The sequence below is a fragment of the Corynebacterium afermentans subsp. afermentans genome (assembly GCF_030408355.1).
GTDB classification, from domain to species: domain Bacteria; phylum Actinomycetota; class Actinomycetes; order Mycobacteriales; family Mycobacteriaceae; genus Corynebacterium; species Corynebacterium afermentans.
Map to the genome: position 1 here is coordinate 824,777 of NZ_CP046606.1, position 21,300 is coordinate 846,076.

Below are 21,300 nucleotides of genomic sequence, written 5' to 3' on the forward strand. Positions count from 1 at the left end.
GTAACTCACTGGTTTCATTGGCCGAGCAGAACGGCTACTTCATCTACCGGCTGACTGGCACCGATGACGCAAGCGGGACTTCCCACGAGGTTTTCATCCCGCTGGAGCAAAATTATCCAGCACCGGAACGCATTCCCCGGCTCAACCGGCCGGATGCCTTGAGCCAAGCGGCCAGTGAGCTTGGGTCGCTGGATTACCACGGTGACTACGTCTTGGTTCCCAAAGCAACGGGTGGCAATGCGAACCACTTCTACGAATCGGCCAGGAATGACGGGCTCAGGCTAAGCGAAAAGACGCAGTTCCTTCACCTCATCCAATCGGTCGTATTCCGCCTGCCCGCGTTGGTGGCGATCCTGTTTCTATTTGTCGTTTCCCTTTTTGCCCTGGTATTTGTTCTTCGGGTTTCCGGTCTTAGATTGGCAGCGCTGCGCACAATAAATGGCGGGCACCGCAGTCAAAAAGGCAATTGGCGGCAATGGACCTTTGTCATCCTCCCGCACCTAGTTCTCATTGGCCTTGCGAGTACATTCCTCGCCCGCCAAGGGAGCTATTCTTTTGCCCTCCTGTTCCTCAGGTTCTACGCCGCCGGGATAGGCTTGGCCCTGGCTACCACCGGTTTGGCCGTAGCCGTCACCGCCCCATTGTTGCGCCGCGCAGTAGCGCTGCTGGGGCAGCGTGCCCCCGCAGAGAAGGCGGCGGGAAAAGCGCTGAAAGTAATTTCGGTCTTTACCTGCGTGACCTTTGTAGCAGCGGGTCTTAGCTCGGCGGCTGCGCTCCGCTCCTACCAGCAGGAATCCGAGGCCCAACAGACCTGGAAATCTCTCGCGGAGTTTGGAGCCTTGCATTTTTCAGCCAACTTCGACGGCCCTGCTGGCCGCGTGGAAGAAGGCGAGCTCTTGCCGCCCAGTGTGCAGCAGAACTTCCGCGACTTCGCGCTCAGCTGGGAACGGGAGCACGGGGCTGTCCTCAGCCATACTTTGCCGAAAGAAGCTACCGGTGTGCCGGACTCCTGCCCCGTGGCACTTGCCAACCGCCAATGGCACGATCTGCAGGATTATCAGTTCCGTCCCGGAGACGACAACCACTCGGTCGACTATTCCGCAGCCCAAGAGCATTTCGCAGCTTCCGTGGATCTGTGGGCTCAGGAATCCGGCGACCTGCTCCTTAAATCTGCGCAAATTGGTCCGGTCAGTGCCGATCATGCGGTCGGATTCATTAGTGGAACAATGTCGGGGGAACTGGTTCCCGGCGATTGTTTTTACGTGCTTGAAACGGACGATCTATCCGGCTTCGACGCAGACTTCCTAAGCTCCACAGCTTCGAGTAAAAATTTGCTCTTCGCGGATTTCTCGGAACTGGGTCCAGAACTTACCGCTGCCGGCCTCGAAGGCTACGTCTACCCGGTACGCGCCGCCGATCGCGGTCTGGCCGAACTAGTAGCCAGCACGGCGCTGTTCTGGCTGAGTATCCTGAGCGCCCTCGGAGCTTTGCTCGCCACGCTTGCGGCCTTGATAGTCCAGACGCGCATCCAGCTCCGAGTTCACCGTCGCCTCCTGGTACTCCTCCACAGCGCTGGGCAATCACCGGACAAAACGATGTGGCGACTATTCAAAAGCCAACTGGTCAGCCTGACAGTTGTCGTCATATTGTCCGTCCTGGCTCCGCTACTGCTTCCCAACCCGTTCCTCTACACCTTCACCGCGCTAAGCTGCCTTGTCTTAATCGTCTACCTCGGTTTTGTCCGTCTCAGTATTTCTCAGCACATGTCCGCCTCCCCTAGGAGTCACAATGTCATTGGCTAGCCCCAGTCAGTCCCCCACTCTGCCGCCGGAGATTTCCACCTCTCATCTCTGTCTCGCCGCGGAGTCGACTTTTTCTGTGGGGCGCAGCACGCGGATGGTGAAGAAGTCCCTCGTGGAAAATGCAACGTTTTCCCTACCCGGGCCAGGCTTTGTCGCCATCTGTGGAGCCAGCGGTTCCGGAAAGACTTTGCTGCTCAACACCTTGGCCGGGCTCCTGCCGCCGGCGGACGGCCTCCTCCGGATAGACGGTGAGAATGCCTCCGCGTGGAGGATGAAGCGGAGGCGGAGGTTCTGGCGAGAACGCGCAGCGATAATCCACCAAGACCACGGAATCATTCCCGAACTAAGCTGCGAAGATAACCTCACCCTCGGGCTATCCAGGAAGCAATACTCCAAAGAAGAATTGCTGCACTCCCTCGGCGAAGTCGGTCTTGATGTCCCCTTCGACGGGCCGGCAGCTATTCTCAGCGGAGGCGAGCAGCAGCGGCTGGCGATCGCCCGAGCCCTGCTCCGCGGCGCGGCTTATGTGTTCGCTGACGAGCCGACCGCCTCCCTCGACCCCACTAACCGCGACCAAGTTATCGCGCTCCTGCGGCGAGCTGCGGACGGGGGCGCACTCGTTCTGGCCGCCACGCACGATGCCGCAGTTATTGCTGCTGCTGACAGCACCTTGCGCATCAATGATCGCCAGGTCACAGTCTCCGGCTCTGCGCGGGATTAAATCGCGATGCCCGCGGCCTTGGCCACCTTCCGGTACCCGGCCGCATGGTCCGCGACGCTGGCGTGGGCGTTGAGTCCGCTGGGGTTGTCGAGCACGGGCCTGACCCCCGGAAAGTAGACACGTCGGGGGTTAGCTATGCTGCTTGGGTCAGCGTAGCTGATGTGAGTGCTTCGAAGTCATTGGGGGCTAGAACGTTGCACCAGGAGTGCCGTCTGCGGGTGTTGTAGCGCATGCACCACCGGAAGACTTCTTGGCGACTGATGTCGAAGTGGTCGAATTTCGTGCGCGGTGAACCCGCCCGCCAGGAGGTGCTTGAAGTCGCCCTCGACTGGATCGCTCAGCGTGACGGCGTGAGTATCGACAACTACATGGCTAAGCACCGCGATGACGACGACTGCAATGAACTGCAGACGTACTTCACCACCGTCATCGACTGGGCCGCAAGCGTGTTCAAGATGACGGACAGTTCCATGCGTGGAATCGCATGGAACAAGCTCTATGAGCAGTACGGCGACAAGGGCTACGACGCAACAGAGATGACCGCCGAAGCACGCGAGTTGCTTTCCGACTCGCAGGTTCAGTCGAAGAAGGGTATCTACGAGTACCTTCTCGGCGGCAAGAAAGAGACGCGGCTGCTTAGCGTGCGTGTCTTCACTGAGGCCGTCAAAAAGCGCGTGTACAAGCGCCAGACAGACGCCGCCGAGAAGAACGGTGTCTCGAACTGCTCGTATTGCGCCCTCGGTCACGAGGGGGGCAAGGCGAAGATCTGGCCGCTCAAGGATATGGACGCCGATCACGTCGCCGCCTGGTCGAAGGGCGGCAAGACCGAGGAAAGCAACTGCGAGCTGCTCTGCAAGTCCCACAACCGTGCCAAAGGTAACGCATAGGAGCAGGTGACTAACCATGCTCATCGGTTACGCCCGCGTTTCCACCTCGAAGCAGGGGCAGTCACTCGACACCCAGCGCGACGCCCTGATCGACGCTGGTTGCGACCCTCAGCACATCTACTCAGACACCATCTCCGGCACGAAATGGCAACGGCCTGGCCTCGATGACGCGCTGGCGTACATGCGCCCCGACGACACGCTCGTTGTCACACGCTTGGACAGGCTCGGCCGCAGCCTCGCGGACACCGTGAACACCATCGCTGACCTCGCCGAGCGCGACATCAACGTCAAGGTGTTGGAGCCAGCGCTGGACACGTCGAAGCCCACCGACAAGGTGGTCATCAACGTCATGGCAAGTCTTGCCGAGTGGGAGCGTGACCTGCTTGTCCAGCGCACCCGTGAAGGCGTGGCGCACGCCCGCGCACAGGGCAGGGTCGCCGGCCCGAAGCCGAAGCTCAGCGCTGAGCAGGCCCAGATCGCTAAGGAGCTTATCGAGGGCGGCAAGTCCCTCAGCGCAGTAGGCAGGACATTCAACGTCTCGCGGCCGACGATCTATCGCGCTCTCAAGCGCATCGAAGCCGACGCTTAATCACAGGCTGCGTCGCTAGCGCCCGCACCCGGCAAGCGAAGCATCGGGCTGCGCTAGCGACGCTCGGCGCAGATAGGCACTGCACTGCTGGGATACGCCTGCGACCGGCAGAGCCGGGCCGAATACGGGATTGACCACGTACACCCCGTATTCGTGCAAAGGAGCACTGCAATGTCCACTCATTCCCACACGCTTGCATCCCACGGCGAGATCCTCGCGAACCTCCCCGGCATCCTCGGGTTCTACCCGAACAACTCGCTGATCCTCGCGTTCTTCGTCGACGACGAGGGCGTCGACACCGTTCGCCTCGGCCCGGTCGCACGGTTCGACCTGGACGAGGCCGTGGAGAAGCTCACCGAGAGCCGCGAGCGGTTCGCAGCGTGGGTCCACCACCTCGAACTCGACGCTGTTATCGCGTACATGATCAGCGATGACATTGCGCAACCGATCTTCGACGAAACCGCCACGTATCTCACCAGCGGGGCAGTGCACCTACCGCCGCTGCTCGGGGTGGTGCAGGTGCCCGAGATCGTCACCGGGGCTGCCTGGTGGTCTGTGTACCAGCATCCGCTCATCGACGAGCCGCGCCACGGCGTTGTCGGCGAGGTCGCCGCATCGGCGGCGCTTAAGCAGATGCTAGAGCACACCGGCGAGCTGCCGGAGCCGAGCAAAGACGACATCGAGGCACGGTTGAACAGCACCGATCACGGCATCGACGCTGCCGAGCACGCGGACATCATCGAAGACGCGCTGGCGTATATCCCGCCGATGTTCTCCGACATGCTGCAGCGTGAATACGAGCAGGCGGCGGCAGGGATCACCCAGCCGAGCACTCGCGCTGTTCGATCTGCGCTGAAATGCTTCACCACGCCGCGCTTGCGGGATACGCTGCTTGCCGCGCTGCTCGATGAACCGCAGGCGGGCCTTGCGTTCATAGAGAAGGTTATGCGCGCTGTCCCGACCAGCTGGCCGGGGATGCGTGCGCAGCTCACCGCCACCGTTGCCGTGCTCGCCCACGCCACAGGCCAGCCGGGGCTAGCTGGCGTGGCTGCGCAGCGAGCCACCGAGATCGGGCCAGACGAGAACTTCCCGTCGTTGGTCGCGAAGCTGACCGACATCGGCCAAGGCGAGCGGATGGTCGAGCTTGTCCGCGAAGGCGCCGAGAAGACCCGCACGATCTTGTTTGCGGCCGAGTAGCACCACACACCCCGTTGCAGCGATGCAACGGGGTTTCTTTTTCTCGCGGGGCCGTGGCCTGCAGAGATGCACACCTAGCGGGGCGGGGGAGAACCCCCTAGACAGCAGAGCTGTCTCCAACAGACGGATTGACCATCAATCCGAACAAGGAGGCACGTGATGCGCGACATCACCCACACCGACCTGGAACTGCTCTACCAGCTCGCCGACGGCGTCGACGGCGAGGACGCCGATCCGGGCGCAGCGCAAGAACTGCGCGACCTAGAGGCGGCAGGCACACCGCTGCCTTGGGCAGTGCTGTAACGACAGCGCAACCACCCCGCAGCAGCAAAGCAGCTGCTTCAACACCCAAATTGCACGGCAATTCACACCCACTCACGTAAGGAGAACCATCGTGTCCAACCCCTTCAACAACGGCACCATCGTCGGCAACGCAGCTCGCGCACCGAAGCTGTTCGAGCACGCAAACGGCGGTGCGACGGTGAAGCTCAGCGTCTATGCGCGCAACACCTTCAAGAACAAGACCACCGGCAAGGTGGAAAGCGAGATCGTGGAGCTGACCGGCTACGTCCAGGATGCCGCGAACCCTGGCGTGTTCGGCTGCATCGGCTCCGGCGACCGCGTCGCGGTGAGCTACTCGCTGAAAACCGACGTCTACACCGACAAGGACGGTGTGAAGCACTACCCGCTGGTCGCACGCATCGACACGGTGCAGCTGATCGATTCCAAGAAGGAGTCCGCTGCTCGCGCTGCCCGTCGTGGAGGCGAGGCGGCGACCGCCGCCCTGGCTGGCGCTGAGGGCGAAGAAGTACCGTTCTAACGACGACACCCCGCAGGGAAACCTGCGGGGTTATTTTTTTTCAACTATTTCACGGTGTTGATCCAGCTCTTTCACGGCCTTACCCAACTGAACACAAACATTCATGCTTAGATGAGTACGTCATTGCTTCTCACTATCTTCTCTGAAAGGAAGATGTATCGTGCCTGATGCTCGCGAACTCACTCGGATGCTGAAAGACTTCCAGGAACTCATCCCAGCCGTAGTAGGCGCCATCGTCGCCCTTGCAACCGCGATCGGCCTTCTCGTCCCAAGCCTCGAAGGCGGCTCCAGCAACATCGGCGGTGCCGATAACGGCGGCACGACTAACTCGCAGGGTGGTTACTCGAAGCCGGGTGCTGCAGGGGTGAAGTACCTGACGGACAATCCCACTAGCTTCCACGATAGGAAGATTAAGTCGGGGATGGGGGTGACCGTGAACGGCAAGGAATACGAGAAGTCAATACTCTCCACTGACGGTGAAGGCGGCGGTCGAGTCACTTTCAAGAAGTATCACGTGGCAGACACCGCGAGAACTCTGAATCTCAAGGCGGCTTGGGTTGATACGATCCCGAACTCAGGTGGAACCGGCAAGGTTACGGTCGAGCGAGACGGGCAACTCCTTGGCACGTTTACTGTCCCGGCCGGTCAGGTCGTTGAGCGTACTCTCGATGTCCGAGGCGGAGGCCGCGTTACCGTCTACCTCACGGCTCACGACCCCAAGGACGACCAGAAGCGAGTTCCTTCAAGCGGTCTTGCAGTCCTCACCCCGGTTGTGAAGTAACGACTGACAACAACAGACCAGTTCAGGTCGCACAAGCAAAGCGCTGGGAGCAACACCCAGCGCTTTCTCTATGTCTATGCCAGGTCAAAGTCGTCGTACGGACGTCGCGGGGGGAGTAGCGGTGGTGCAGCTCTAGGTGCGCTGACATTTCACGGTGCATTTCACGCGCCAATGTGCTGCACATCATCCGTGCTGTTTCGTTGTGCGGTTCAGTGGCACATTGACTGCCTCTTCTGCTGCACAATTCACTGCGCTGCGTAATGTCTGCGACATTTCATTAACACGTTGATTGCACTGTGTATTGGGCAGCCATTTCATCGACACGTTTACTGCGCAATCAAATGCCCTGTCACTTTAATGACATGTGAATTGGGCAGTGAAGTGGTTTGTCATCCTATTGACACCTTTACTGCGCAACAGGATGACAACGACATTCTGCAGGTCTGTGTGCTGGCATGTTTGCTGTGCAGCACATGCGCCGTCGTACACACCGACGCGCTGCGCACTATCTCCGCCACTTAACAGGCCAATCCGCTGCACACTGTAGTGACACTTGGCCCTGCTTAGCCGAGATTTCTTGGATTTTCGCTGAATCTCAGCGGTTTTCGTACCGCCGATGACCGACGACGCCGACGGCACCCTGTTAGGCCCGCAGAAGGCCATACAGGGCAGGGGAGAGCAGCGCTACAACTCCATACCGCCATCACGATCACGCTGCTGTTGCTCCCGCTGGTGGCGGCGCTTCTCGATGCGCTCGCGTGCACGCTGCTGCGCCCCGCCCTTCTTGCCTGAGGTCTGCGACTGCCTGAACAGCGTGTAACGCTCAAGCAACTCTGGGCTGCGATGCAGTTCTTGCACCAGGAACTTCTTATCCAAGTGCTCCAACTGTTGTCCTGACTTCACCGCTTCTTCGATGATGATGGCGGCTTCATCTTCGGCGTCCGTGTGCGCGTTGCGGCGGATCTGATCAGCCTCATCGCGGGCATCCTTGCGCGTTACTGCAGCGTCGCGTGTGGCCTCGTCGCGGATGCTCGTGGCCTCATCTCGTGCTTCGCTGCGGATTGTTTCGGCGTCGCGCTCAGCCTGCTTACGGGCCTCGTCGGCTTCACGTGTGATCGACTCCGCTTCGCTGCGAGCTGCGGCTGTAATCTCGCCCGCCTTGGCCCGTGCAGTCTCTTCGGCTCGTTCGAGCAGCTCGTCTGCTTGCGCTTCGGCAAGGCCCATGGTCTGTTCGGCGTCCTGCTCGGCTTTCTCGCGTGATTCACGAAGTGCGCGCTCAGCAACAGCGCGGGCCTGTTCTTCGGCGTGCTGCAGCACACTTTGCGCTTTCTCGTTGGCTTCTTGGGCCTGCTTGAGTTCTTTTGCTGCCTGCTCGCGATCACACTCGATCGCGTTCATGTCGCGCTGTACCGAACGGTGCTTGAGTTCCACTTCGTTCTCTCGGTTCGCGAGATCACGCTCCCGATTTTGCTGCTCGGTGTAGCGGTCGAGGTTCAGCGACTCGTCGTGTCGTTCAGAGACTTCCAGCTCGACCGGATAACCCAACGAGTGCATGTGTTCACGAAGCCCTCGCTGTGCATCGATGAACTTCTGTTGGCCCGATATCTGCTTGCCCTTCTTCGGGCCGTCTTTGTACCGCACGGAGGTGTCAGTGTTGTACGCGATGCCGGGGCGGCAACGTAGCGTACCGGGCTTGTCCGGGTGACGGGAGAGGGTGTCGGCCTGGAACTGGATGTGTGGCGTTGATTCGTCAAAGTTCATGTCCCCGCCGGCGACTGCGTCGATACCGCCGGGAATGAAGTTCTCGGCGAGCCAACGCATTGACTCTTCGGGGTACTTCTTTGCTTCTTCGTAGTCGCGGGCGACATAGCGCGGACGTTTCACTTCGCGCCCGTCCACCTCACTGGTGTAGTAGTCGGGGATCTCCTTGCACATCGACTTCGGCAGATCCACGACGAACAGCGACGTCTCGAAACTGTTCTTCTGCACGCGCACTCCGTCCATCCGAAGCGTGTGAAGCCGCCACAGGGCCGTACAGGCGTGGCCTCAGGGCAGCCTTATCGAGTCGCGGCGCTACACATTTGCATCAACAGCTGCCGCTGGATCTGCTGCGAGCGGGCGCTCGCGAAACACACGTCGCTGGCGGTGCTCATCACATGCGCTGTCGCGCATATGGCCGCCGCGAGCGTGATGCGTCTGCACCGATACTGTGCTTGTGGCACGGGCCGATATGAAGTGTGTTACTCAGCCCGTGTCGTTGGCCCCGCAGCAGCATCAACACCGCCTGGCGGCGGATGGCTCGCTGCGGGATTTGGAACACCCTGCAATGACCGCCTGACGGCGGTATCGCTGTGCAGGGTGTGGCTGTGCGCACCACGTAGGCGATGTCGGTCTTGCCGTGCGGTTAGACACCTTGCGCTCGCAGGCTCGCTGCAGGTGTCTCGATGACGCGGGAACACGCCGCAAGCGGCGTTTCCACCCGTCATCGGCCCTTACTTTAAGACCGACATACAACGGCTGACGCCGCATGTGGTGCGCACAGCGTGGCGACCTGCAGATTTTGCGTAGGCACCATGTGCGCTTCGCGCATCAACGGGCCGTTTCGGGTAAGGGTCGAAGACCACGTTACAACCCGAAACACGCAGGTCGCAGCCCCCTTCTGTGTCAAAACCCCTATATGTTTGTCGTTATAGGGGTAGAAGGGGGAAAAGGGCATAAGGGGGTGCGACGCCTCCGCTGCGCTCCGGCGCTCGGCATAGCCGAGGCACTGCACCGGGTATTACTGCTCGCAGGCGCTCGCATAACCCGGTGCCCGGCGCTGGCGCGCCGCCCCTTATAGCCCCAGACTCAGACCTCGCTCGCTCGGTCTGGCTGGGTCTACCTTTCCCTCCGCTGCGCTCCGGTCAAGGTGCCCAATAGTGCAGCTGGCGCTGCACCTTGTGTGATGACCCATGCTCTGCATTACGACACTGCCGACAATCCGATATATCTCGTTGATATACATTCGGATATACCAGCATCGATGTGTCGTGTTTGGGTCATCACGAAACGCTCCATCACGGCAAGCCTGCCGAGATGGATATTGGCGTATCTCACGGCGCGTCCATGATGCGGCGTCCGCCGCATATTACTTGCCGTCGCGGTTGCATCTTCAGCAGCACAGCTGCTGAAATCTGCTCTGTCCACGCTGCTGTCTTTGCTGCACCCACGGCCCCGTCTTCGGCATATTTCAAGTCCACACAAGACTATGCCGGCCAGAACCGCGCATAACAGCAGCGCGACATACCGCCAGCCATGTGGCGGATGATCCAGGCGACGGGGCAGACGTGTATATGCCCCGTCGCCGATACCGGCGCAAGCATCGTGACAGTGTCACGTGTAGCGGTGCCGCAGCCACCCGCACACACGCGAAAACCCCGCCCTTGCGAGCGGGGTGTGTGGCGACATCAAACGTGACGGCTGTACGTCGTCACGCCGCGTGGCCGTACACACATGAGGTGATTGCGTGTACGGCTAAAGGGTTAGTCGGGTACAACTTCTAGATGCCGCTTCGGCTTACTGCCCTCGGTGCTCTCAGGCGTGTCGCCGTCACCGTTCTCAGGTGTATCGCTGTCCCCTTCGGTGCTGGCGGACTTGTCACCGTCCCCTTCGGTGCTGGCGGACTTGTCACCGTCGAGATTTACCTCGAACTCTTCGGCATACTTGCGCAACTGCGCAAGGCGCTCCTTTGTCGCTTTGTGTGCACGGCGCGCCTCGTTCACGGTATCTTTTGCTTGCTGCTCATCGCGCAGCGCTGCTGCGTAATCGTCTCTGAAAGACATGGTTTGTTCTCCTTGGTTGAATGAACTGTTTATTTGGACTCGGGGCACGACGGTGGAGCGCGCGTGTGTAGTAGCACGGCCATCACCCATCAGCCCTCGCACTCAGTTCAAGACCCAGCCTGACTAGCTGAGCTAAGCGGCGGGATCTCGTCGTAGGCGGGTTTGTCCGCATTAGTGCTTCACACCGCCCAGCACCGTGACGAGCTGCTGGCGCTGCTCATCTGTCAGTTGGGGCGCTGCATTCACGACGGCATCGACGAAGCCGTCGAATAGCTGCGGGGCAGGGCGGCGTGCGGCCGCGAGGTAGGCGTCGAGATCGTCTTGGCGAATCCGATAGGCGGTGCCGAAACGGTGGAATGAAAGACGGCCCTCTTTAATAGCTTTTCGCAACGTGGACTCGGAGCCGACGCCGAGATCGGCGAGTTCCTGCAGCGTGTAAAAGCGTGGCGCGACGGCGGTAGTCGTGTCCTTTTCGGACATAGAAAAACGCTCCTGGGCAGATTGATCTGTCCCGGAGCGGGGTGCTTTACCGGCTTGCTATTCAGGCGGCTTGGAGTGCCGTGCTCAACTCGCTAGAACGGTGGTCTGCCGTCCCATCGCTTTACGGGAGCGCTTACTCCCTACCTGACCGCTTTTGTGGTTGGCAATGCCGTTGCCGACCGGTCTATCTCGTCGGAGGAACCGCGCCTATCACGGTCGAGAGGCTGTCTCTTTATGAATTATCCTCGGGGTTATCCCCCGTATGCGGCTGGCTAAACCAAAAACGAATTAAAACGCCACATACGGTCTGGGGGCCATCGTACGGAACTTATGCGTCGCGCACAATAGCCTGCGACCTAATCTTTACGAATCGAACCGAGCACGTTTCTACACGCCACGTGGCACGGCTGGGGTGTTGTGGTGGGGCAGCTGTTGTGTGGCGGCATGGTGACACGCAAGGGGCGCGCCTTTTTGTGACCTGTGACACGTCTATAGTGTGCTCGTTTCGTAGTTTTGACCTCGTTTCGTAATTTGCCGATCAAAATACGAAAAAATTACGAAACGCTCTACCTGCGGTTTCGTAGAACTACGAAAATCGGAAAACCAAATTACGAAACACGCGATAACGCTGTGACCTGCACAGACACGTCACATTTCGGGGATGTTTCGTAATTTTGCGGCATTTCGACCCAAACCTTTTAAGGGAGAGACACAGACACACATTACGGGCACATGTCTACGACATAGACCGTCCTCATTGAGGGCACGCTGCAGGGGTTGTAGCTATGTGACACGGCCGGGATGCTGCGTCACGGTGACACGCAAGGGGCGCGCCTTTTTGTGACCTGTGACACGTCTGTAGCGCGCTCGTTTCGTAGTTTTGACCTCGTTTCGTAATTTGCCGATCAAAATACGAAAAAATTACGAAACGCTCTACCTGCGGTTTCGTGATTTCCGCAAACGAAAAGAACAAAACTACGAAACACGCGATAACGCTGTGACCTGCATAGACACGTCACATTTCGGCGGTGTTTCGTAATTTTGCGGTATTTCGACCCAAACCTTTTAAGAGAGAGACACAGACACGCATTGCAGGCACATGTCTACGACACAGAGCGTCCTCGTTGAGGGCACGCTGCAGGGGTTGCAGCTATGTGACACGGCCGGGATACTGCCACGCTGCAACACGTCCGTGGCGCGCCGTTGTGTGACACGCAACACAGGTGTTGTGTGTTCGTTTCGTAGTTTTGACCTCGTTTCGTAATTTGCCGATCAAAATACGAAAAAATTACGAAACGCTCTACCTGCGGTTTCGTGATTTCCGCAAACGAAAAGAACAAAACTACGAAACACGCGATAACGCTGTGACCTGCATAGACACGTCACATTTCGGCGGTGTTTCGTAATTTTGCGGTATTTCGACCCAAACCTTTTAAGAGAGAGACACAGACACGCATTGCAGGCACATGTCTACGACACAGAGCGTCCTCGTTGAGGGCACGCTGCAGGGGTTGCAGCTATGTGACACGGGACACAATCGCAATCAAGGTGTCTCTTCTTATTTAGATTTTCTTCAAAAAGTGGAAAAATTACGAAACGAAAACCATTTACGCTGCTCAACGTATGTTTTTGTGTTTCGTAGTTTTGTTCTTTTCGTTTACGAGATTACGAAATGACCCGCAAATACCTACCGTGACCTGCGGTGATGTGTTTCGTATTTTTCTGCGTAATTTCACGTCGCCCGAAGCAGACACCCTGCCGTGTGCTTGCTGCAGGGCTGCGGCCGTCCCTCCATGTGGAGCGTCAGTGTCGATGCTGTAACTTAAACGTACATACATTTGTGGCGCTCTCGTTACGTGTCTGTGCATTGCCGAGCTCTTTACTGTTGTGTGTGGGCGCGCAGCCGTAGTGTCCGTGCCACTCCGAGTAGGGCGCGTCGTACCCCAAACCCATGTTCAATTAAATTCCAATCCAGAGAGGTCTTGCACTGTTGCGGTGCGGTTGTCTTCTTTCTCACCGTATTGGACCCTGCGAAATTAATTGGATACGATAGGCCCATGTCGATTTCAGGTTCCGTTTTCATGCGGCCGCTCACCAGCCGCTAAGGCGGTTTTCTCCCTCCCGCAGGTTAGAAACCGCTCCGGTCCTTTAGCCGGGCGGCCATTTGCCATGCCCGGCTCCGTTTCAACTCCACGGAGCACACCTGATGTCTACATACGGATACGGCCGTCACGAACATGGCCAAAATTTTCTCACAGACCACAAGATCATCAACTCCATCGTCGATCTTGTAAAACAAACCTCCGGCCCCATCATTGAGATCGGGCCAGGAAGCGGTGCCCTCACTCACCCGATATCCCACTTGGGGAGGGCAATAACGGCAGTTGAGGTAGACGCAAAACTAGCTGCCAAACTCACAAAAAAGACCGCCTCGGCGTCGGTCGAAGTGGTCCATGATGATTTCCTCAACTTCCCGTTACCCGCCACTCCCTGCGTCATTGTGGGAAACATTCCCTTTCACCTCACCACTGCCATTCTTCGAAAGTTGTTGCATGCGCCGGCATGGACTGCCGCTGTACTCCTCATGCAGTGGGAAGTCGCTCGCCGCCGGGCCGGGGTAGGTGCAAGCACGATGATGACAGCTCAGTGGTCCCCATGGTTCACGTTTCACCTTGGTTCCCGAGTACCAAGGTCTGCTTTCCGGCCACAGCCAAACGTTGACGGGGGGATCTTAGTGATCCGCCGGGTGGGTGACCCGAAGATCCCGATAGAGCAACGCAAAGCCTTTCAGGCGATGGTGCACACCGTTTTCACCGCCCGGGGACGCGGGATAGGGGAAATTCTCCGAAGGGCAGGGTTGTTTTCATCACGTTCAGAGACACAATCATGGTTGCGCTCGCGAGGAATCGACCCCGCAACCCTACCTCCCAGATTGCACACCAGCGACTGGATCGATCTCTTCCAGGTGACTGGTTCCTCTTCACCGCGCCATCGGCCCATTTCACAATCGGGAAGTAGTCAACGCCCTCCTCAACGGAAAAATCGAGGCCGGCGGCGGTAATCCCCCCACCACCAAAACCGAAATCCACCAGTAGTAGTGAACGACCCATGTTCGTCTACCGTGAGCCGCGTTATGGCAGTGACGTGTTCTCGTCGGGCACAGTCATAGTTCCCGGCGTTGCCAGCGACAGGGTTCTACACCCAGCAGCGGGACCGATCAAAATCACCCGCACGGGGAACGACCCTGCTGGTGGTTTCGATTTTGATGAAAGCGAGGAGACATAGCCCCTCGCCAACTCCCCGTAGCTGGCGAACAGTAGCTCCTGGCGCTGGCGCTCGTTGGTGAGTTTGCGTGCCACATCGAAAGCCTTATCGACTTCCCGGTCCAAGTTGTTGTGAGCCTTGAGCAGAATTGGGTCCATCGATAACGGGTTGTAGTGCTCCGCGAGTGACCGCTGGGGGTGCCGCTCGCGTGCCCGCAGCACCAACTGTCCAGCGTCGATGATTCGCTGCTGCGCCTTCTCATCTAGTTCACACAGAGCTGGTCCGCAGTTGTAGCTCCCGATGTACTCCGAAAAACGGAAAAAATAAATAGTGGGGATACATGGAGTTGTCAGTGGGTGAATGCGCCACCTCGACTTGGAGGTTGTTGTGGCTGGTCGTTGGACTCCGAAAGATGTGAAGGCTACTTCTGTGGCGCGGCTTGTTGCAGGCGATGATGTCGGCGAGATTGCACGTGAGGCCGGTGTGGCAGAGGCCACGGTTTATGAATGGGTCAAGCAAGCAGGCGCACTCCCACCGAAGAAGGCGTTGGCACGTGCACGTGACCAACTCATCGACGAGGCGGTGGCGCTGGTGGCTTCAGGTATGTCGGTACCGGATGCGGCTGCGACGTTAGGCATGTCACCAGGGGCGTTGTACCAGCGGTTGGCGAAAGTCGGTGTGCTGACCGAACTGCAGCAAAAGCCCCGCATCACCCCGCAGCAGAAAGCTGACGCGGTCGCACGGGTGCTGGCTGGTGAGCCGGTTGACAAGGTCGCGGCGGCGTTCGACCGGTCTGCGAATTCGGTGTATCGCTGGGTGCAGCAAGCACGCCAGGAGAAGGCGGGCGGAAACCGTGATGCGTCACAGCGCGCGGACACGCCGGAGGCTTGCACGGTAAAACCACCTGCACACAGCAAAGTTGATTCCGTGCCAGCACCAATGAAAACGCAAGCAGGCCACGCGCCTGTCGACTATGCCGAGGACCGTGTGAAAGTCGGCCGCGGGGTCCGACTGTCGTATGAAGACCGCCTGACGATCCAACATGGGTGCAGCCAGGGAATGTCAGCCAGGCAGATCGCAACGCTGCTGGGGCGCCACCACAGCGTGATCAGCCGGGAAATCGCCCGCAACGGGTGGGAAGTTCCCGGCGAAGACGGTGAGGCCACGGTGTACTACAACGCCCGGCAAGCCGGCCTGGGCGCCAAGGCGCGTGCGCACCGGCCGAAGGTGCGCAAGCTTGACGACAACCCGGCACTTCGTGCTGTGGTGGTGACGTGTCTTGCCCGCCGGTGGTCGCCCGGGCGCATCAGTGTGTGGCTTCAGCATGCTTTCGCCGATGATGAAAGCATGCGTATTTCCCACGAAGCGATCTACAGCGCCTTGTACATCCAGGGCAAAGGCAGCTTGCGCGCCGAGCTTGAAGCGGTGATGAAGACCCAAGATGTGCTCATCCGTGGCGGCAAGCGGCGAAAAGCCCGGCCCCGTAATGCCGGTGTGCTCACCGGTAAGCCGTGGATCAAAGGCGCTGAAATCACCAAGCGCAGCCCAGAGGCTGACGACCGGGCAATCCCCGGGCACTGGGAAGGCGATCTTGTCATCGGCACCGGCGGCAAAAGCGCGCTGATTACCCTGGTGGAGCGCACCAGCCGCTACACCCTGCTTGGTCATCTGCCCACCGAACACACATCGATGACGGTGATTGAAACGATCCAGCAGATGGTCAAAGACCTCAACGCTGAACAGCTCAAGACCATCACCTGGGATCAAGGCGTGGAAATGGCTGAAACCGCACGTGTGCGCATCAAAGACGGCTGCGAGGTGTACTTTTGCGATCCGCACGCGCCATGGCAGCGGCCGACCAACGAGAACACCAACGGTGAGATCCGCCGCCGCTTCTACAAGAAAGGCACCGACTTCGCCGAAGTAACCCCCGAGCACGTCGCCTGGGTACAAGACGAACTCAACGACACACCACGACAAGTCCTCGGCGGAGCAACACCACGTGAGATACTCCAGCAAATATTCAATCGTGGCGCATTAACCGCTTGATCCCGCCCATCAACCTTCCACTTTCCATTCTTCCGGCTCAGAGTATTGAGGGGTCTGGGACCGGGTCCGTAAACCCTTTATGTTTTTCGCGCACAGCGGTTTTTAGCGACGCACCCTATAGGTTTTCCGCAGAACCTATATGTGTTTCTGTGCACCCCCATATGTTGTCTGTTTCTAGCGGTATTTCGTTGTACTTTGCGCATCGAATAGTTATTTATCGACGACACTCCGTCGAATTCAAGTTCAATGTGTAGTTCCTGGACAGGGTTACTTTTAGTTGTAATCGCATTTTGGCCCGTAGTCGTTTGAGCGTACTTAAATAGACGCAAGTGCCTCACACTCGGTGCCCACACTCGGCCGAGCCTGCACTAGTCTGCTATGGGTGTCGCCATACGGCATCCCACGTTGAAAGTGATCTCGGAGGTCTGATGTCGCCTAGACCTGGCGGAGAAACAGACAAGCTTGGAAATAGGTACGAGCTCGCATGGGCTATCCGCCATGCCTTATATTGCATCGTCGACGATAGACGGGCGTTGACTGCGGAAGACATCGACGCCGAGCTAAATCGAGGTTCCGAGTTCACTTACGACGACGGTCTCGTTACCGAAGTGCACCAGTTAAAACGACAGAACGGCACTAGTAACAGTTGGACAGTCAAGGCTCTCGCCGATCAAAAGATCTTCGAGGCGGCTGCGGAGCATGTGGCGGCGGGCCGAAGTTACCATTTTGTCTCCCTGGTGCCGTGCCGGCCCTTACAAGAATTGTCCGATCGTGCTCGCAAGTCAGATGATCTAACGAGTTTCACCGACTGCTGGCTTTCTAAAGAGCTAACACCGGTCTTTAACCAATTGGCGGCGGCCGAAATCCTGGGCAATCCCCAGGTGGCCTGGAACACACTTCGCGGAATGCGGTTCTTAGTTCAAGATGAACTCGACATCGTCCGCACGAACAGTATGCTTGCTGTGTGCAGTCTGAGGGGAGCTAGCGGCGACCTCATATCTCTTGCTATAGGGGATATCCTTCTCGACAACCTCGGTAAGCGGTTGACTCGAACTGAACTTTTTGCTCTTCTCGCTCAAAGGGGCATCAAGCCACTGGAACCTGGGTCGCATCTGACGTCGCACCAGCAGGTGTTTAAGATCACGAAAAGCTGGCGTCAGTCCGTTGAACGTGAACTCTTGCAACCACCGATTAAGCGTGCAGAGGCCGCCCACCTAGTGGAGGCGCTTGATAAATATCGGATCGGGCTCGTCGCAGGTACGGCGGGAGGTGGGAAGAGTTCCGTTCTCGAACAAACTGCTGCCGCTCTTGAATCGGCTGGTGCCGAGGTGCTGGCGCTACGATTGGACCGATGTGGTCCGTTCGCGTCGACTGTCGAGTTGGGGCATCAGTTCGGGTTCGAAGTCTCTCCCGCAGCCGCTTTGGCGAGGGCGGCTGACGATCGCGACGCCTTCCTGATTATCGACCAACTCGACGCGGTGAGTCTTGCCTCCGGACGTATGCCGGAGAGTTTCGATGTCGTTATGGATCTCATCGACGAAGCACTGTCAGTGTGCGGAATCCGTGTTGTTATGGCATGTCGCCAGTTCGACATCGATAATGATCACCGTATCCGCGCATTTGCGTCTCGTACCGACGTAACAACGGTGGAAGTCGACCGATTGTCGAAGGAGGAAGTCGAAGCGGCAGTGACAAGAATGGGACTCGACCCAGCGCGGTTAAATCCATCACAACTAGCCCTTCTGCAGACGCCGCTGCACCTTGTACTCCTGCAAACGATTTCGACTCAGGCTGACGCGCTGGCCTTCCATTCGCGCGGATCGCTCTTTGAAGCGTTTTGGGAGCGCAAGCGACAAGCAGTGCGTTCGCGGCGAGTGAATGTCAGATTCAACGACGTGGTCAGTCGGATCGCCAACGCTGCAAGCGATCTGCAAGCGCTGTCTGTCCCAATCGAGATTCTGGACGATGAGGACCTTATTGAAGACGCCAACGTCCTCGTTTCAGAACACTTGCTTGCGCAAGACGGCGGTCGCATCGCGTTCTTCCATGAAACGTTTTTCGACTACGCCTTCGCACGTCTGTGGGTGTCACGCGGGGAGTCACTCGTTGACTTCCTTCTCCGTGACGAGCAGGCACTTTTTCGACGTGCCCAGGTTCGCCAGGTCCTGCAACATCTCTACGAGCGACCGCCGGATCGTTTCCATACCGAGGTCGAATCAGTACTTACCGCTAACGACATCCGATTTCACATAAAGGAGACAGTCCTTGCCGTCGTAGCTAATCTTCTTGCGCCGACGACTGCCGATGCCGAAGTGATGGTCCGGATCGCCGCGGGACATCCGGGCTTTGAAGACCGGCTCTGGCAGCAGTTGAGTAGACCACAGTGGTTCAGGCGATTCCTTGAGGATGGTCAGATTGCTGCTTGGCTCGATGGCCCGAACGAGGGTATGCGGAATCACGCGTTGAATATGATGGCTAGTGCGGTCAAAGAGCACCCGGTATCGATCGCAAAGCTGTTAGGGGACCGCAAGGCCCAGCCGGAATATCACCGCTGGTTGCGTTGGGTCAGCCGTTTTTCGGATGTCTTTCAGAACCGAGATTTGTTCGATTTGGTGCTCGAAGGAGTTCGCGAAGGCGCCTACGATGGGGCACAGCATGAACTTTGGCTAACGATGCGCAACCTGCCTAAGCACGAACCACTTTGGGCGATCGAGTTGTTGCAGGCTCGGCTGATCGATCACGGGGATGCCCTGACGCTTAACGAGGAAGGCAAGGTGACTGTGCTCGGCATGCGAGAGTACAGCGCCGCCGAACTCGTTAGGTATACTGCACATGCTGAACCGTTGGCATTCGTGCTGGTCACGGTGCCGTATCTCCGACGAGTCATGGCGAGGACCGCGATCGAGCCTGGCGTCGACGGCCTGATTCGCGATCTGCACTTCAGCTTTCGCATCAAGGACGATGACTTCGGCAGCTACCGGCTTGATGGCATCCTGCTGGCGGCGTCGGTCCGAGCGCTGGAGAGTGTGGCAAAGAGCGCCCCTGAGGAGATCCGGTTCCTTCTCGAGGAACTGGCTTCCGATCCCTACGACGGATCGCAATTCTTGCTCTATCGAGCATTGTCAGCGGGCGCAGAGCATTTTGCCGGGTGGGCGGCGAGTCTCTTGCTCGAAGGCGGACGTCGTCTCCGTTGCGGCTATATCTCCGATTCCCTATGGGTTGCACGGGAGCTTGTCCTGGCGATTGCACCACACGTGTCCGACGAAATTCACCAGCGGCTCGAGAAGTTGTTTCGAGATTTGCCCTGCGAGTGGGGGAGTAACTGCGGCTCGGGACGCTCGGCTTTCACGTTTCTATCCGCCCTGGAAGAAGCGCGGCTTACTACGGTCGGTCAACGACTCCTCGGGGAATATCGACGGAAGTTTGGGGAGGACGCCCCCGCAGAGCCACAGGGAATTACCGGTGGTTCCATCGGTTCGCCGATCGGCCTTGGTGCCGCAAAGAAAATGAGCGATTCACAGTGGCTGAGGGCTATGTCAAAGTATGACACTGACAAGACGAATTGGGCGACCTTCACCGGCGGAGCCCATGAATTGTCCAGCGTGCTGGGCAATCAAGTAGCCGCAAACCCCGAGCGCTTCGCTAGGCTGGCGCTGCGGCTGTCCCCAGAGTTCAATGCGGCTTACCCCGGTGCGATGCTTAGGGGCTTTGGCGAGGCCGATGCGAGCGATAGCACCGCGCCGCTGATCTTCGACGCTGTCCGTCACATTGCTTCGCTGGGACAGACAGAAAATGATCGGTGGCTCGGGATGGCGCTACAAAAATACTACCGCGAAGTGCCGCTTGACCTGGTCGAACTGATTAGAGACAGCGCTGTGCACGCGCTGGATCCGGCCGATTGTTCTCCTGTGATCGTTCGGGATGGAACGGACGCACCAAGTGCCGTGGATATGCAATTGAACGGCATCAACACGGCACGAGGGAGTTTGGCCGAAGCTCTCGGCGATCTTTTGGTCACCGACAGTGACGGCAAGAGAACTGCACTGGTCGCGCCATATCTCAACGCGATGGCCGGCGATCCGGTACTCAGTGTCCGTTCGTGCGTTGCCTACACCCTCGCCGCCGCGCTACGGCATGCTCGCCCAGAGGTCATGAGGGCGTTCTCAACCCTGATCAATACTGACGATCGTCTCCTCGCCGCCGGATCTGTTCAGCATTTGATGGTCTACATCGGCAACGTGAATCCCGAGGTTATAGATCCGGTAATTCAGCGCATGTTGGCATCGGATGATGCCGAAGCTCGTGAGGCTGGTGGCGCCGTCGCGGCGTTCGCGGCGATGGAATGGGACCGCCCCGATCTTATGAAACAAGCGCTGTCGGGAGACTTTCACGCCCGAAAGGGCATCGCTGAAACCTGTGTTCAGTGTGTCGATCGCACTTCGAATGTCGAACTGGCCACGGCGACCCTAACCCGGCTTATGAACGACGAGGCGGATGGGGTGCGTAAGGAAGCGGCTACTGTGGCGCTTCACCTCCGCGAGCAACCGCTCCAGCCATTCGTTAAACTACTCGCGGCTTTGATCGACTCGCCGGCTTACGAACACGCCACGCCCCAGTTGCTGGTCACGCTACAGTACGCGCCGGATAGGGTCGATGAACTGGTCTTGAGAGCTGCAAAACGGTTCGTCGATGTCTTCGGGCACGATGCCGCGGACATTCGCACCGGCGCAGCGGGAGATGCGCATTACATCAGTGAACTGGTGGTGCGTGGGCTAGCGCAGTGCCGGGATCGTACCCACCGAGCGGAGTTGCTCGACGTTTTGGACTCTCTCTTAGAGCTTGGCGCGTACGGCATCAGTGAGGCCATAACGGATTCAGAGCGGTTATAA

The 21,300-nt window shown here is 58.5% G+C and carries 15 protein-coding genes and 2 pseudogenes; 12 read left to right on the forward strand and 5 right to left on the reverse strand.

Features of this window, described 5'->3' with window-relative positions; all coding sequences use genetic code 11:
* Positions 1 to 17 precede the first annotated feature (17 nt).
* Positions 18 to 1,802: a bacteriocin-associated integral membrane family protein gene (locus CAFEA_RS03925; protein WP_253705000.1), complete on the forward strand. Its 1,785-nt coding sequence runs from the start codon at positions 18 to 20 to the stop codon at positions 1,800 to 1,802.
* Positions 1,789 to 2,523, forward strand: coding sequence for an ATP-binding cassette domain-containing protein (locus tag CAFEA_RS03930; RefSeq protein WP_051904781.1), 735 nt, complete (start codon positions 1,789 to 1,791; stop codon positions 2,521 to 2,523). The genes CAFEA_RS03925 and CAFEA_RS03930 overlap by 14 nt, the downstream gene beginning before the upstream one ends.
* Before the next feature lie 133 nt (positions 2,524 to 2,656).
* Here the strand turns inward: CAFEA_RS03930 and CAFEA_RS03935 are convergent.
* Positions 2,657 to 2,779 (reverse strand): annotated as a pseudogene (locus CAFEA_RS03935) (IS3-like element IS1206 family transposase); the annotation flags it as partial.
* A gap of 25 nt (positions 2,780 to 2,804) precedes the next feature.
* Between CAFEA_RS03935 and CAFEA_RS03940 the strand changes: the two are divergent.
* The 6 genes from CAFEA_RS03940 to CAFEA_RS03965 all read left to right on the forward strand — a co-directional run bounded on the left by CAFEA_RS03940 (position 2,805) and on the right by CAFEA_RS03965 (position 6,797).
* Complete coding sequence (locus CAFEA_RS03940) at positions 2,805 to 3,410, forward strand: HNH endonuclease (RefSeq protein WP_253705001.1); 606 nt, start codon at positions 2,805 to 2,807, stop codon at positions 3,408 to 3,410.
* A 16-nt stretch (positions 3,411 to 3,426) separates the two neighbouring features.
* The gene (locus CAFEA_RS03945; RefSeq protein ID WP_038589516.1) at positions 3,427 to 3,999 is read left to right on the forward strand and encodes a recombinase family protein; all 573 of its coding nucleotides are present in this window, start codon (positions 3,427 to 3,429) and stop codon (positions 3,997 to 3,999) included.
* 171 nt (positions 4,000 to 4,170) lie between these two features.
* Positions 4,171 to 5,196 carry a DUF4192 domain-containing protein gene (locus tag CAFEA_RS03950; protein WP_063938427.1) on the forward strand — a complete coding sequence of 342 codons (1,026 nt, stop codon included), beginning with the start codon at positions 4,171 to 4,173 and terminating at the stop codon, positions 5,194 to 5,196.
* A gap of 159 nt (positions 5,197 to 5,355) precedes the next feature.
* On the forward strand, positions 5,356 to 5,499 hold the full coding sequence (locus tag CAFEA_RS03955) for a hypothetical protein (protein ID WP_172796730.1): 144 nt from the start codon (positions 5,356 to 5,358) through the stop codon (positions 5,497 to 5,499).
* Positions 5,500 to 5,590: 91 nt separating this feature from the next.
* The gene (locus tag CAFEA_RS03960) at positions 5,591 to 6,016 is read left to right on the forward strand and encodes a single-stranded DNA-binding protein (protein ID WP_063938429.1); all 426 of its coding nucleotides are present in this window, start codon (positions 5,591 to 5,593) and stop codon (positions 6,014 to 6,016) included.
* A 160-nt stretch (positions 6,017 to 6,176) separates the two neighbouring features.
* A complete protein-coding gene (locus CAFEA_RS03965) occupies positions 6,177 to 6,797 on the forward strand; it encodes a hypothetical protein (RefSeq protein WP_063938431.1) in 621 nt (206 codons plus the stop codon).
* Positions 6,798 to 7,481: 684 nt separating this feature from the next.
* Here CAFEA_RS03965 and CAFEA_RS03970 read toward each other — a convergent pair.
* The 3 genes from CAFEA_RS03970 to CAFEA_RS03980 all read right to left on the reverse strand — a co-directional run bounded on the left by CAFEA_RS03970 (position 7,482) and on the right by CAFEA_RS03980 (position 11,098).
* Positions 7,482 to 8,786 (reverse strand): coiled-coil domain-containing protein, encoded by a 1,305-nt coding sequence (locus CAFEA_RS03970; protein WP_200803047.1) that lies wholly within the window; start codon positions 8,784 to 8,786, stop codon positions 7,482 to 7,484.
* 1,532 nt (positions 8,787 to 10,318) lie between these two features.
* Positions 10,319 to 10,618, reverse strand: coding sequence for a hypothetical protein (locus CAFEA_RS03975; RefSeq protein ID WP_024058949.1), 300 nt, complete (start codon positions 10,616 to 10,618; stop codon positions 10,319 to 10,321).
* A 171-nt stretch (positions 10,619 to 10,789) separates the two neighbouring features.
* Positions 10,790 to 11,098 (reverse strand): helix-turn-helix domain-containing protein, encoded by a 309-nt coding sequence (locus tag CAFEA_RS03980; protein ID WP_024058948.1) that lies wholly within the window; start codon positions 11,096 to 11,098, stop codon positions 10,790 to 10,792.
* Between the two features lie 2,206 nt (positions 11,099 to 13,304).
* Here CAFEA_RS03980 and erm point away from each other — a divergent pair.
* On the forward strand, positions 13,305 to 14,159 hold the full coding sequence (gene erm / locus CAFEA_RS03985) for a 23S ribosomal RNA methyltransferase Erm (protein ID WP_016456425.1): 855 nt from the start codon (positions 13,305 to 13,307) through the stop codon (positions 14,157 to 14,159).
* A gap of 70 nt (positions 14,160 to 14,229) precedes the next feature.
* Here the strand turns inward: erm and CAFEA_RS11285 are convergent, their stop codons facing one another.
* Positions 14,230 to 14,859, reverse strand: a complete 630-nt coding sequence (locus tag CAFEA_RS11285) for a type IIL restriction-modification enzyme MmeI (protein ID WP_350308268.1) — start codon at positions 14,857 to 14,859, stop codon at positions 14,230 to 14,232.
* Positions 14,860 to 14,998: 139 nt separating this feature from the next.
* On the opposite strand from CAFEA_RS11285, the pseudogene CAFEA_RS03990 reads away from it, so the two are divergent.
* The 3 genes and pseudogenes from CAFEA_RS03990 to CAFEA_RS04000 all read left to right on the forward strand — a co-directional run.
* Positions 14,999 to 15,208: pseudogene (locus CAFEA_RS03990) on the forward strand (helix-turn-helix domain-containing protein); the annotation flags it as partial.
* 93 nt (positions 15,209 to 15,301) lie between these two features.
* Positions 15,302 to 16,411 carry an IS30 family transposase gene (locus tag CAFEA_RS03995; RefSeq protein ID WP_435383987.1) on the forward strand — a complete coding sequence of 370 codons (1,110 nt, stop codon included), beginning with the start codon at positions 15,302 to 15,304 and terminating at the stop codon, positions 16,409 to 16,411.
* Positions 16,412 to 16,839: 428 nt separating this feature from the next.
* Entirely contained in the window at positions 16,840 to 21,300 is a 4,461-nt protein-coding gene (locus CAFEA_RS04000) for an NACHT domain-containing protein (RefSeq protein WP_063937502.1), read from the forward strand.

Coding starts and splice junctions, on each gene's coding strand:
- CAFEA_RS03930 (WP_051904781.1), top strand. CDS start 1,789: ATGTCATTGGCTAGCCCCAGTCAGTCCCCCACTCTGCCGCCGGAGATT.
- CAFEA_RS03945 (WP_038589516.1), top strand. CDS start 3,427: ATGCTCATCGGTTACGCCCGCGTTTCCACCTCGAAGCAGGGGCAGTCA.
- CAFEA_RS03950 (WP_063938427.1), top strand. CDS start 4,171: ATGTCCACTCATTCCCACACGCTTGCATCCCACGGCGAGATCCTCGCG.
- CAFEA_RS03955 (WP_172796730.1), top strand. CDS start 5,356: ATGCGCGACATCACCCACACCGACCTGGAACTGCTCTACCAGCTCGCC.
- CAFEA_RS03975 (WP_024058949.1), bottom strand. CDS start 10,618: ATGTCTTTCAGAGACGATTACGCAGCAGCGCTGCGCGATGAGCAGCAA.
- CAFEA_RS03980 (WP_024058948.1), bottom strand. CDS start 11,098: ATGTCCGAAAAGGACACGACTACCGCCGTCGCGCCACGCTTTTACACG.
- erm (WP_016456425.1), top strand. CDS start 13,305: ATGTCTACATACGGATACGGCCGTCACGAACATGGCCAAAATTTTCTC.
- CAFEA_RS03995 (WP_435383987.1), top strand. CDS start 15,302: ATGAAAACGCAAGCAGGCCACGCGCCTGTCGACTATGCCGAGGACCGT.
- CAFEA_RS04000 (WP_063937502.1), top strand. CDS start 16,840: ATGTCGCCTAGACCTGGCGGAGAAACAGACAAGCTTGGAAATAGGTAC.